The sequence below is a fragment of the Microbulbifer halophilus genome, assembly GCF_026183675.1.
In the GTDB taxonomy this organism is placed as follows: Bacteria; Pseudomonadota; Gammaproteobacteria; order Pseudomonadales; family Cellvibrionaceae; genus Microbulbifer; species Microbulbifer halophilus.
Map to the genome: position 1 here is coordinate 1 of NZ_JAPIVK010000038.1, position 11,616 is coordinate 11,616.

General features: G+C 58.1%; 12 protein-coding genes. 10 read left to right on the forward strand and 2 right to left on the reverse strand.

Annotated features, from left to right (window positions below; genetic code table 11):
* The first annotated feature begins 750 nt into the window (after positions 1-750).
* From OQE62_RS16385 to OQE62_RS16410, 6 genes are all read left to right on the forward strand, one after another.
* Entirely contained in the window at positions 751-1,074 is a 324-nt protein-coding gene (locus OQE62_RS16385; RefSeq protein ID WP_265723123.1) for a hypothetical protein, read from the forward strand.
* A 2-nt stretch (positions 1,075-1,076) separates the two neighbouring features.
* On the forward strand, positions 1,077-1,733 hold the full coding sequence (locus tag OQE62_RS16390) for a hypothetical protein (RefSeq protein ID WP_265723124.1): 657 nt from the start codon (positions 1,077-1,079) through the stop codon (positions 1,731-1,733).
* A gap of 181 nt (positions 1,734-1,914) precedes the next feature.
* Positions 1,915-2,652, forward strand: coding sequence for a response regulator (locus tag OQE62_RS16395; RefSeq protein ID WP_265723125.1), 738 nt, complete (start codon positions 1,915-1,917; stop codon positions 2,650-2,652).
* A 226-nt stretch (positions 2,653-2,878) separates the two neighbouring features.
* The gene (locus OQE62_RS16400) at positions 2,879-3,463 is read left to right on the forward strand and encodes a hypothetical protein (protein WP_265723126.1); all 585 of its coding nucleotides are present in this window, start codon (positions 2,879-2,881) and stop codon (positions 3,461-3,463) included.
* Positions 3,464-3,557: 94 nt separating this feature from the next.
* Positions 3,558-3,860, forward strand: a complete 303-nt coding sequence (locus OQE62_RS16405; protein WP_377535908.1) for a DUF6942 family protein — start codon at positions 3,558-3,560, stop codon at positions 3,858-3,860.
* A 139-nt stretch (positions 3,861-3,999) separates the two neighbouring features.
* Positions 4,000-4,845, forward strand: coding sequence for a DUF72 domain-containing protein (locus OQE62_RS16410; protein WP_265723128.1), 846 nt, complete (start codon positions 4,000-4,002; stop codon positions 4,843-4,845).
* Positions 4,846-5,015: 170 nt separating this feature from the next.
* Here the strand turns inward: OQE62_RS16410 and OQE62_RS16415 are convergent, their stop codons facing one another.
* Positions 5,016-5,996 carry an NAD-dependent epimerase/dehydratase family protein gene (locus OQE62_RS16415; protein WP_265723129.1) on the reverse strand — a complete coding sequence of 327 codons (981 nt, stop codon included), beginning with the start codon at positions 5,994-5,996 and terminating at the stop codon, positions 5,016-5,018.
* Positions 5,997-6,092: 96 nt separating this feature from the next.
* On the opposite strand from OQE62_RS16415, the gene OQE62_RS16420 reads away from it, so the two are divergent.
* Positions 6,093-6,989 (forward strand): LysR family transcriptional regulator, encoded by an 897-nt coding sequence (locus OQE62_RS16420; RefSeq protein WP_265723130.1) that lies wholly within the window; start codon positions 6,093-6,095, stop codon positions 6,987-6,989.
* On the opposite strand, the gene OQE62_RS16425 is transcribed toward OQE62_RS16420, so the two are convergent.
* Positions 6,986-7,114 carry a hypothetical protein gene (locus OQE62_RS16425; RefSeq protein ID WP_265723131.1) on the reverse strand — a complete coding sequence of 43 codons (129 nt, stop codon included), beginning with the start codon at positions 7,112-7,114 and terminating at the stop codon, positions 6,986-6,988. The genes OQE62_RS16420 and OQE62_RS16425 overlap by 4 nt on opposite strands.
* A 264-nt stretch (positions 7,115-7,378) precedes the next feature.
* Here OQE62_RS16425 and ybaK point away from each other — a divergent pair, with 264 nt between their 5' ends.
* The 3 genes from ybaK to OQE62_RS16440 form a co-directional block, all read left to right on the forward strand.
* On the forward strand, positions 7,379-7,846 hold the full coding sequence (ybaK, locus tag OQE62_RS16430) for a Cys-tRNA(Pro) deacylase (RefSeq protein ID WP_265723132.1): 468 nt from the start codon (positions 7,379-7,381) through the stop codon (positions 7,844-7,846).
* A 128-nt stretch (positions 7,847-7,974) separates the two neighbouring features.
* Positions 7,975-9,129 carry an efflux RND transporter periplasmic adaptor subunit gene (locus tag OQE62_RS16435; protein WP_265723133.1) on the forward strand — a complete coding sequence of 385 codons (1,155 nt, stop codon included), beginning with the start codon at positions 7,975-7,977 and terminating at the stop codon, positions 9,127-9,129.
* A gap of 65 nt (positions 9,130-9,194) precedes the next feature.
* On the forward strand, positions 9,195-11,616 hold a 2,422-nt coding region (locus OQE62_RS16440; protein WP_265723134.1), incomplete at its 3' end, for an efflux RND transporter permease subunit.

Consider the following 11,616-nt stretch of genomic DNA (forward strand, 5'->3'; position numbering starts at 1 on the left):
GGGACTTTCACCCCATTAGTTCATGCCCATGCTGGGCGTACACAACGCCAATCACGACGACCGCTAACGCGGCGCGTGTTGGCAAAGTTAGCTCGACGCGAGGCCGTACAAATTTCTGTTGTAAACCCTGAGAAATAACAGGATATTATTTCTAATAGCAATGTAACCTGCGGGCGCTGCCCGGGAGAGAATAACCATGAGGCATTCTCAACTCTGCCAGCACCGAAACGATAGAACCAGGAACGGATAGTGGGGACAGACAAGGCCAAACTTACCCCGAGGCTTATACGGAACCGAGGGGGCACCTAGCTCGCCCTGTATCGCACCCCGCAACCGGAAAGCGAGCCGTGAGGCTAGCCAGTTGCAGTTTGGATGTAGGCTGAAAGAAGCGAACGCCGCGCTGTAACGGCACGGCTACGGGTTCCAACTATGTCGGGCGCGAAAGCGAGAAAACGCCCAGCTGGTGCTTCATCAACAGAAGCGGCTCACCATATTGCAGGATACATCCTGACTGACGTCGTAAGGTGCAGGACAGAGTTGATAGCGAGTCAAATTACCGGGTTCAACCAGAGCCTTTGAGGGCTTTAGCTGTATGCGAAGAAACCCGCACATACGGTTCTTAGAGAGCTAGGCCGGTAACGACTCCCGGATACTCGGCGCAGCTACCAACTTGCATCTATCTACTTCAAAGTTTCACGAATATTTGGTACTTTCATACTGGATTCACGACTAAGGACAAGGATAAGGAATATGTCTAAATTTTGGGTGATCGACACGAAGGCAAAAATCGCGCCGGAGAGTTCTTATGAGCAAGATGGCAGTGAATGGTACTACGGTCGTTCAATAGTTCCTGCCAGATCAGCTGAGGAGGCGATAGACCTTCTAAAAATGGCGTTGCGAGATAAACATGTTGAGGTAAACGCTGTTCTCGCTGTCGTTGAGTACGCTCATCAAAGCTGGAATTCGGATAACGATGAGCTCTACGAAACTGTAGAAAATTATGAGAAGTCAAAAGCAAGTAACGAGGTGGTAACTGGCGTATTTGCATCAGGAATGTATTTGGAGAGTGAATAACTATGTCAAAGGGAGCAATGACATTAGCGGAAGGAAGCCAGAAGAATAAATTCAAAACTGATGCCACATTGGTTCTGAACGGCAGTCAAGTAAGAGAGTACGTTTTACGAACAGCGTACGAAAAACTATCCGTTTGGAAAGCAAAGTACGCAGTAAGTGTATCGCCATTTTATCCGCGCCTGAAAACGTCAATTAAAGAAGCTGCATTAATTGATAATGAGATATGGGTTTTCGGTGTTGATGGGTCAAATCATAGTGACATCATTGATGCGGTGCAAATCGCGACTCAGTTCTACCAGGTTAAGCCTAAAGATATTCTCAGCAGCATTTATATCAAAAATCTAAATGCAGAAGGCCAGAATGAAGGAAACATGCCATTGTTGGTGAAACTCAACAAGGCACTTTATGAAAATACAACCAAAGCGATAGCACAAACTTGCAAGCATTTCGGAATCAATTCTGGCGTCAACATTCACGTATATAGTTCAAATATGAATCCAAAAATTTCAAAGTCTGAGCTTCATGAAGCGCTAAAGGCTGGCGGCGCACGATCAGTAGAAACCGATAGCAGAAAAATTCGTCATAAAGTGGGCAGCAATAATGGCGAAGATTCTGTCCCTCTCGTAAGCAATCTTCATGTGGCCACATTAGACCTTTAAGATCTATTGCTTAACGAGCGAAATCACCAGGTTCAACCAGAGTCTTTGAGGGAGTTGAGCCGTATGCGAGGAAGCCCGCACGTGCCTTTTTAGAGGACTGGGAGTCGGTGACGATTCCTGACGACTCAGCAGTAGCAAGCTACCTGTAGAAAACAATAATTATTCATACCAGATATGAGCCATGAAAATATTAATAGCCGAAGACAACCCGATTATACAAAAGCTTAATTCTGGGCTACTGAACAACTGGGGTTTTGATTTCGATATAGCATCGGATGGAGTGGAAGCCATTGAGCACGTAAGAAAGAACAATGGCAAATATGACCTGTGCCTAATGGATATCGAAATGCCAAAGATGAACGGTATAGAGGCAACCCGAATTATCCGAAGAACAACAAGATACTTCCCCATCATGGGCATTACGTCCAATCGATCCTACAGACAGGCATGCCGAGATGCGGGCATGGATGACTTTGCTGAAAAGCCCTGTAAACCTGATAACCTTTTCAGTAAAATATCCGAATTGACAGTTAGATCAATTACATGCTTGTTGAAGAGTGACAGCCTGATATCAAAAGAGGAAATGCCAGTGGATCAAAAACATGCAGAAGAGCTGAGAGAACTTGCCAAGAGAGGATTGTGCAAAATGCGTCTGAAAGGCTCAGGTTCCCACGACGTTACAGTTACTGTACACAAACACGTCCCCTACAGTATCTCACATGATTTTGTTGAGGAAGAGGCAGAGGTCACGACCTTCCTTGATCGTGACAGAGAAAGTCCCGGGGAAGTTTTTCTCTACAAGTCAAGCTGCCTTGTGCCGGTTATGCTGCTTGATGAAGAAACCTATGCAGAGAAATGTCAGTTGGAAGATGAGAAAATGAAAGGGCGTAATTCCCTTGTAACTGAGAAGAAAGAATAATAATTCAGTTACACCTAACTGACGATCAGTTGTCAGAATGGATTTCAAGGAACTAGATTTACGGCTCTTCGTGAAAGAATGTGAATTGATAGCATAGTACGCCCACTTCCAGGACTACCGGCCCCTGTTGGAGACAGGGCTCCAGCGGACGCGGGCAGAGGCGACGGCATCTGAAAGCACCCGCCAAGAGAAAAATTGTACCAACAAAACGACAAGGAAGATTACCATGCCCTACACACCACCTCATCTGCGCACTCCGGAACAGAAGGCGGAAGCCGAAAAACAGCGAAAGCTGGCTGCAGAGATCAGAACAGGAAAAATGGTTGTTGTCGGTCTGGATCAGTGGGTCAACATCCGAAAAACCCGATTCACCAAACTCTGCACCAGCGGAATACTCGGTTGTGTTGGCCTGGTGCTTGAAAGCCCGAATTTCATTTGCGCAACTCACATTTTCGACGGCTTTGAAAAAAACTGGGACGCCTACCAACACCAGCTTGACCTCCCTCTCGCGGTGATGGGAAACGTTACTCAAGCGACTCTGGTAATTTCCAGCAAAATAAAGCCGATTATGGCGCGCGAAAAACTACTCAGGGAATGGCTGATTAGCCAGAATATCAATACGGCAGAAACATTGTTGGGCAATGGTTTTATCGTCAGAAAGACCATGACAGGCGCGTGGAATATCGACTTAAAAGATCCCAGCAATCAATTCCAGTTCTTATCCCAATCCAATATCGTTGCTTCCGAGTCAGGACCTTACGTCGACAACTGGGGCAAACTATCGCATCACGCCGCAGACTCTGGTGTATAACCCAATTCCCGTAGAACCAGAGAAGCCAAAGATGAGGCATTGGAAATGACTCCAGGTTTCATTGCAGGCCGACACTTCCATCTGCGATGCGCCCGTGCCCACCTTATCCGCGACGGGGCACGGGGGCTCTTGTGCGTGCCTTATTGCGCCGGAGCTCGTGAATACCACTGCCTGGCACTGGATCGGCGGCATGGACAACCTGCGGCGTTTTTCCGCACTGCAGCACAGGGCGCAACCGCTGGCCGACAGCCCCGGGGTCTCCATCGACCCGGAACGGCGCCTGCTGCTGACGCCCTACCCCGACTATCGACAGCTCAGCAATGCACTGGTCAGCCGCATCCGCTCGGCGCTGGCCAGACGGGAGTTTTACGACCTCAAGTTTCGGAGTTCGCAGTGATTGCCAGGGCGTAGCTAATCTCGAACTCCGAAACCTGAGTTACAACGCTTGAGCCCGGCCCCGTTCGACCTGCGCCGGCAAACCGGTAGAATGCGCCCGACCCAGATCGCTGATTTTTACCGGAACCGATCGCTGTACCATGACACTCCCCTACTTTCTCGGCTGCCCCCAGTGGCAGCACCCGACCTGGAACGCGCGGCTGCCCGCCGGTGCCAGCCCGCTGGAGCGCTACAGCCGGGTCCTGAACTGCGTCGAGGGCAACACCACCTTCTACGCCACCCCCACTCGCGAGCAGTGCCGACAGTGGCGGGCGCAGGTGCCCGACGACTTCCGCTTCCTGTTCAAGTTTCCGCGGCAGATCAGCCACGACCAGCTACTGGCCGGGCCCCGCGCCGAAGTGCAGGCCTTCCTGGACATCGTCGCGCCCCTGGAGGATGTGCTGGGCCCGTTCCTGCTGCAGCTGCCGGCCTCATTCGGTCCCGAGCACCTGGGCAACCTGTGGCGATTTATCGACGCCCTGCCAGCGCCGCTGACCTGCACCGTCGAGGTCCGCCACGGGGCGTTTTTCAACAAAGGAGAGGCGGAGCGGGCACTGAACCGCGGCCTGCGGGAACGGAATATCGCCCGCGTCTGCCTTGACAGCCGCGCGCTGTTCGCCGCAGCGCCCGACAGCGAGACAACCCGCGATGCCCAGCGCAAGAAGCCGCAGGTACCGGTGCACCTGCTGCCGGTCGACGCGCCTCCGGTCATCCGCTATATCGGCCACCCGGACCTGGAAACCAACCGCCGCTTTCTCGCCCCCTGGGTCGACCGGGTCGGCACCTGGATCGAGGAAGGCCGACGGCCGTTTGTATTCATGCATATGCCGGAAAAAGGCGATGCCCTTTCGATCGCGGCGCTCTGGAATCGGTTGCTGGGCGAGCGGCTGCCGCAACTGCAGGCCCTGGAACTCGACGAGAAGAAGCCCCAGATGGGGTTGTTCTAGTGGTTCATGCGGTAAATTCGGTGACTCTAGCTCACAGCCACAGGTTCCAGGGCAAGGCGAAAAAGCGCAGGACTAGCAGCGCTAATTCAAGCTTTTTCAACGCAGCACTGGGGCCTGTGGCGAAGAGATAGTGTTACTGAATTTACCGTATGGACCACTAGCCGGGAAAATCAGCTCTCGGGCAGGCAGTCGAGTCCCCGCAGCGTCTCCTCCACCGCCTGTTCCAGCGGCGTCACCGATTCCCGGCCCAGTACCGAGACCAACTTGGCATTGTCCATTCTGACCGGCTGCTGCCACAGGTAGCGAAGTTCCATCAGTTCGCGCAGGGTTTCCTGGAAGGGGGCGACCAGCCTGGCAAGCCACCAGGGGAACGCCTTGATTTTTGGTGCCCGGCCAGTGTGACGAATCACCACACGGCGGATGGCCTCGATCATCTGGGTACCGTCGGCATCCCAGTGTCCGCCGAGGTGGAAACAGGAAAAAGGCTCGAGGGCCCGACGGCGTTCCAACAGCGCCACCGCGACGCGGGCCACATCCGGCAGATAGGACCACTGGTGGCCGACACCGGTGCGGCCGGGATTATTGATCACTGTTACTGCACGACCGGGCCGGACCAGGCCCTGCCCAAACCAGTTGTTGCCGGCGCGCGGACCGAAGAAGTCGCCGGCCCGCACCACCAGCACGCGCGCACCGCCCGCACTCTGCGCGTAATCCTGCAGGCGCTGCTCCATCTCGACCCGGATGGCACCCTTGCGGGTCCGGGGCTGCTGCGGCGAAGCCTCCGTCAGCAGGGGAAAGGCATCCGGCCCATAGTTGTAGACAGTACCGGGCAGCAGGATCGAAGCGCCGGTTTTCCGCGCCGCGGCCAGTGTGCTGTCGAGCATCGGCAACACCAGCCCCGCCCAGTTGCGATAACCCGGTGGATTGACCGCGTGGACTATGACGGAGCAGCCCTCCGCGGCCGCTTCAACGTCGCCCGGATTCAACGCATCCCCCTTCAGCCAGGTTATCCCCTGCCGTCGGTCTTGCTCCGGGACCACATTGCGCTGCAGCGCCCGCACCGCCCAGCCGGTGTCCCGCAGTTGCCGCTCCACTTCCCCGCCGATGCCGCCGGTTGCCCCGAGCACCAACGCTGTCTGCCGTTTGTCCATTTATCAACTCCTCACAAGTGGTTTACGGGCAGAGCTTACGATCCCGCCCACCTAAACGGAATTGACTAAAGAGTGTGATCAGCCATACATTTATGTATGGCTAAAGATATCGGTTGGGAACTCTATCGCTCGTTTCTAGGTGTCCTGCGGGAGGGCTCCCTGTCCGCTGCGGCGCGCGCCCTGGGCGTGACCCAGCCCACCGTCGGGCGCCATATCGCTGCGCTGGAAAAGTCGTTCGGGCTCACGCTGTTCGTCCGTTCACAGGGTGGCCTGCAACCTACCCAGGCGGCGGGGTCACTGCGGGTTCACGCGGAAGAGATGGCGAAGACGGCCGCGGCACTACAGCGGGCGGCGGCAAACCAGGGGACGGGCGTGCGCGGCGTGGTGCGCGTCACAGCCAGCGAAGTGGTCGGTGTAGAGGTACTCCCCGCCATTCTCACCCGGCTGCGCAATGATTTTCCCGAACTGAAGCTGGAGCTGGTGCTGTCCAACCGGCCACAGGACCTGCTACATCGGGAGGCCGATATAGCGGTGCGCATGTTCCGGCCCCACCAGGCGCAACTCGTGGCGCGCCGGATCGGAGAAATAGAGGTGGGGCTGCACGCTCGCGAGGACTATCTCGGCCGACACGGCTGCCCCGATCACCCGCAAGAGCTGGCGGCGAACGCCCTGATCGGCTTCGACCAGCAGACCGATTTTATCCGCCGGGCCGCCAGAAACCTGCCTGCCGGGTTCGATCGCGAGCGTTTTGTCCTGAGCGCCGACAGTGACCTGGCACAGCTGGCAATGATCCGCGCCGGGGCCGGTATCGGCGCCTGCCAGGTACCGCTGGCCAGCAGGGACCGGCGACTGGTCAGGGTACTGCCGGAGCATTTCTGCCTGCCGATGGAAACCTGGGTGACCATGCACGAAGACCTGCGCAACAGCGCGCCCTGCCGCGCGGCCTTCGATGCGCTCGCAACGGGACTGCAGCAGTACCTGGCACAGGACTAAACGCTGCTGCGCAGCACGCAGACCTGGTCGCCGTAGTAATTGTCGCTGTAGTTGCACTCGGCCGCTTGCGTCGGCCGGCCGTAATCGCGGATGGATCGGTTTACGATGGAGATGACGGTTTTCATCCTTTGGCTCCTTTTGGGGTTTTCTGTTGTCCGGTTTTGTCTCCGATATCTGGGCAGAATAGCGACGGGCACCCTGCGCTTGAAATGGATTCTCTCACTCAGGGGAATAGCAAAATACTATAAAAAACACAGAAAAATTCCCGCAGACTATTAAAGCCACACCTGCCCCAATATCGGTTCCCGCGCCGGCGGTGTCGAACGCAGCGTCTTGAAACCGGTAAAATACGCCAACCCATCCACCGATACCCCTAGAGGGAAAGAGCCATGACGCCGGGGATCAATCTCGCCAAAAAATACAAAATCACACACCGGGTGCACGAGTATGCTCACAACACTTCGAGCGCATCCTACGGCACCGAGGCCGCCGAGAACCTGGGCCTGGCCGAAACGCGGGTCTTCAAGACACTGGTGTTGAGCCTGGATGGCCGGGAACTGGCGGTGGCGGTGTTGCCGGTCTCCTCCATGCTGAACATGAAGCTGGCAGCCAGGGCCTTCGGCGCCAAAAAGGCCGCCATGGCGGACAAATCGGAAGTGGAGCGCTCTACCGGCTATATTCTGGGAGGTGTCAGCCCACTGGGGCAGAAGAAGCGCCTGCGGACGGCCATCGACGAGTCCGCAACCGACTACCCGACCGTCTATGTCAGCGCCGGCCGCCGCGGGCTGGAAATAGAACTGGCGCCGGAAGACCTGAAGAAACTGACCGGTGGCCTCTACGCGACCCTGTGCCAGTAGCAATCAGGGCGGGAGTGAGTTTTTTTGCGACAGGTGCCCGGTGATCCGCCAGAGGAAGGGTCTCACCGCAAAACCTGTGACGAGGCTACTCCGACTGTGTATCCTCGGCCGGATACTTTCGGAAATGGATGGAAGCAATCCGATCGATGCAGTGCGACAGTGCGAACCGCTCCCGTACAAACCCGCTACTGGGCCTGGCCTTTATCGCCTGCGCTTTCCCCCCGCCGTTTACCATTGCACAAGAAAATGATGACACCGCAATTACCGTCGAAGCCATACCGGTTTCCGCGCGGCCGATCGTGGAGCCGGTGCCGGTAACCGGCACGCTGACGCCACCGCGCCAGGCCGCGCTGTCGACGGAAGTCGAGGGGCTGGTGAGTGGCATCCACGCGGATATCGGCCACCGTGTGGCAAAGGGCCAGCCGCTGCTGGAACTGGACCCGGAGCTGAATGAAATCGCCCGCGACGCGGCGCTGGCCGAAGTCGAACGCAGCCGCGAGGCCCTGGCCGACGCCCGCCGGCGCCTGGACGAGGCCCAGCGGCTGGTGGGCGACAACCATATCGCGGAAACCGAAGTGAAATCCCTGGCGTCCGAGGTGCGCATCCGCAACGCCGAACTGCGCGCCGCACAGATCGAGGCCCGGCGCCAGGAAGCATTGCTGCAGCGCCACCGCATCGAGGCGCCGTTCAGCGGTGCCATCAGCAGCCGGGCGGCGGAACTGGGTGAATGGGTATCGCCGGGCACCGAACTGTTCGAACTGGTGGCCGTCGACCGCCTGCGCGCGGACTTCCAGGTACCGCAGCGTTTCTATTCCCGTATCGACCCCGACACACCGCTGGATGTGCGCTTCGACACCGGCGACAACCCCATCCAGACCGGCAGAACCTACAAGGCCAATGTGCAGTACAAGGTACCGCTCAGTACCAGTGGCGCGCGCACCTTTTTGCTGCGCACCGAAATCGCAGGGCAGGAGTCGCCGGAACTGATTCCGGGTATGTCCGTCTCCGCCACGCTGCTGCTGGGCACCGACCGGCGCGGTATCGCCGTGCCCCGCGACGCGGTGCTGCGCTACCCGGACGGCCGCATCACCGTCTGGGTGGTGGAAGAGTTCAGCGGCTGGAATGAGCCGGGCACGGTGCGCGAGCAGCAGATCGCGACCGGGCTCAGTTTCGACGGCCTGATCGAGATCCGCTCCGGGCTCGAGGTCGACCAGGTGGTGGTCACTCAGGGCAACGAGAGTCTGCAAGAGGGGCAAGAAGTCATCCTGAGAAAAGCCCGATAGCCCCGACACCGCTGTGTAGTCTATGCAAAACCGACAAAGCCCGATCCGCATCATAAAGAGTCGCCATGTTTGAACAGATCATCCGCAACGGCATCCTGGTAACCGTCACGGTGATGATCATCGCCATTCTCGGTGTGGTGGCGGCGCTGCGGATTCCGGTACAGATGATTCCGGACCTGGAGGTGCGCACCATCTCCATCCAGACGCGCTGGCCCGGCGCCACACCGCAGGATATCGAGAAGGAAATCCTGATCGAGCAGGAGGAATACCTGCGCAATATCCCCTACCTGCAGGAACTGCAGTCCACCGCCGACCTGGGCTCGGCGGAAATCGAGCTGGAATTCCCTTTCGGTGTCGACATTACCGAGACGCTGATCCGCGTCAATAACGCTCTCACCCAGGTGCCCTCCTACCCGGAAAACGTCGACGAGCCTCGGGTCTACGCCACCTCGTTTTCCGCCAACGCCTTTATGTATTTCCGCATCTCGCCGCTGCCGGACAATCCGCGCAAGCTGGATATGGACATGATGCGCGATTATGTAGAGGACAATGTGCGCCCGCACATGTCCGGCGTGCCCGGTGTGTCGCAGGTGGATGTGGGCGGCGGTGCCGAGCGGCAGATTCAGATCAAGCTGATTCCCGAACGGCTGGCTGAGCGCAACCTGAGCCTCAACGATGTGCGCGAGGCCATCAACGCGCGCAACCGGGATATCTCCGGCGGCGAGGTGGAGAGCGGCAAGCGCCGCTACCTGCTGCGCACCCTGGGCCGCTTCCGCGACCTGGACGAACTCCGCAACCTGATACTGCAGCGCAACGGCGACGGCATAGTGCGCCTGGGCGATGTGGCGGAAGTGGCGCTGGACCACTTCAAGATCCGCAGTAATTCCTATGTGGACGGCCGGCCGGTGATCAGCCTGTCGGTGCGGCGCGAGAGCGGCTCCAATGTAATCGCGATCAAGCGGGCGATGATGCGGGAAGTGGAGCTGATCAACGCCGAGCTGCTGAAGCCCCGCGGCATGATCCTGGAATTGACGGCCGACGACGTTACCTATGTGCAGGCTTCCGTCTTCAACGTCTGGAAAAACCTGGCGCTCGGCGCCCTGCTCGCCACCGCGATCATGTATCTGTTTCTGCGCTCGATCCGCGCCACGGCGCTGGGCGTGGTGGGGATTCCCATCTGTACCATCGCAGCCTTTATCGGCCTGCTGATTGCCGGGCGCACCGTCAACGTGATTTCGCTGGCCGGGGTGGCCTTCGCCATCGGCATGACACTGGACAACAGTATCGTGGTACTGGAGAGCATCGAGCTGGAGCGCCGCCGCGGGCTGGATAAACTGAAAGCGGCCGTCGCCGGTGTGCAGAAAGTCTGGCCGGCGGTGCTGGCCTCCACGCTGACCACGGTAATGGTGTTCCTGCCGGTGGTGTTTATCGCCGAGGAGGCGGGTCAGCTGTATTCGGATATCGCCATTGCGATTTCGTCGTCAATCCTGGTGTCGATGCTGGTGGCGATCACCGTGATCCCCACCGCCAGTGCGCGGCTGACCTTCGACGGCGCCCGGGCCAGCGATATCTCCGGCAGCAGGCTGCGCAGTACCGTACTGGACAGAATCAGCTGGCTGATCGGCTCACCGGTGCGGCGGCTCTATACCATCGGCATCACCGTGGCCGCCAGCCTCGCCATCGTCCTGTTCCTGACCCCGCCGGCGGAGTACCTGCCCGAGGGCGAAGAGGCCAAGACCTTCGCCACCATGAACGCGCCACCGGGCTACAACCTGGCCACCATGGAGGAGATTGCCGACGAGCTGCAGGATTATTTTCTGCCATTCGTAGACGAGGAACCGGAAGCGTTCGAGCGCGGTGAAATCGATGTACCGGCAATGAAGTACGTCAATATGAGTGTCTCGCCGCAGAGTATCCGTATCATCTCCGAATCGAAAGACCCGGCCCAGATCGACGAGCTGATGGCGGCGATCGTGAATAAGTACGAGAGCTATCCGGGCATGCGCGCTTTCGCCGCGCGCGGTTCCATTATCAGCAGCAACGACGGCGGCACCCGCAGTATCAACCTGGACATCTCCGGTGCCGACCTCGCCGACCTCTACAAGGTAGCCCGCGCCGCCTACAGCCGCGCCGAAGAAATTTTCGACCAGCCCAGCATCCAGACGCGGCCATCGAGCCTGTCGCTGTCGCAGCCGCTGCTGCAGGTTATCCCCGACTGGGACAGGGCCGCCGAGGTGGGCATGAGCGCGGAGGATATCGGCTTTACCGTGGCCGGGCTCACCGACGGAGCCTTCGTCAACGAGTTCTTCCTCGACGACGACAAGATCGATATGTACCTCTACAACCGCCAGGGGCCGGCGGCCAAGGTGGAGACACTGCAGAATATTTTTATCTATACACCCACGGGCCGCGTACTGCCACTGTCGGAGCTGGCACAGACAGTGGAAACCGTGGACACCAGTACCGTGCGGCGCCTGGACGGGCGAC

Bases quoted from the DNA above. Each gene is read 5' to 3' on its own strand.
- OQE62_RS16400 (WP_265723126.1), top strand. From the start codon at position 2,879: ATGCCCTACACACCACCTCATCTGCGCACTCCGGAACAGAAGGCGGAA.
- OQE62_RS16435 (WP_265723133.1), top strand. From the start codon at position 7,975: ATGGAAGCAATCCGATCGATGCAGTGCGACAGTGCGAACCGCTCCCGT.
- OQE62_RS16395 (WP_265723125.1), top strand. From the start codon at position 1,915: ATGAAAATATTAATAGCCGAAGACAACCCGATTATACAAAAGCTTAAT.
- OQE62_RS16425 (WP_265723131.1), bottom strand. From the start codon at position 7,114: ATGAAAACCGTCATCTCCATCGTAAACCGATCCATCCGCGATTACGGC.
- OQE62_RS16410 (WP_265723128.1), top strand. From the start codon at position 4,000: ATGACACTCCCCTACTTTCTCGGCTGCCCCCAGTGGCAGCACCCGACC.
- OQE62_RS16415 (WP_265723129.1), bottom strand. From the start codon at position 5,996: ATGGACAAACGGCAGACAGCGTTGGTGCTCGGGGCAACCGGCGGCATC.
- OQE62_RS16390 (WP_265723124.1), top strand. From the start codon at position 1,077: ATGTCAAAGGGAGCAATGACATTAGCGGAAGGAAGCCAGAAGAATAAA.
- OQE62_RS16385 (WP_265723123.1), top strand. From the start codon at position 751: ATGTCTAAATTTTGGGTGATCGACACGAAGGCAAAAATCGCGCCGGAG.
- OQE62_RS16420 (WP_265723130.1), top strand. From the start codon at position 6,093: ATGGCTAAAGATATCGGTTGGGAACTCTATCGCTCGTTTCTAGGTGTC.
- ybaK (WP_265723132.1), top strand. From the start codon at position 7,379: ATGACGCCGGGGATCAATCTCGCCAAAAAATACAAAATCACACACCGG.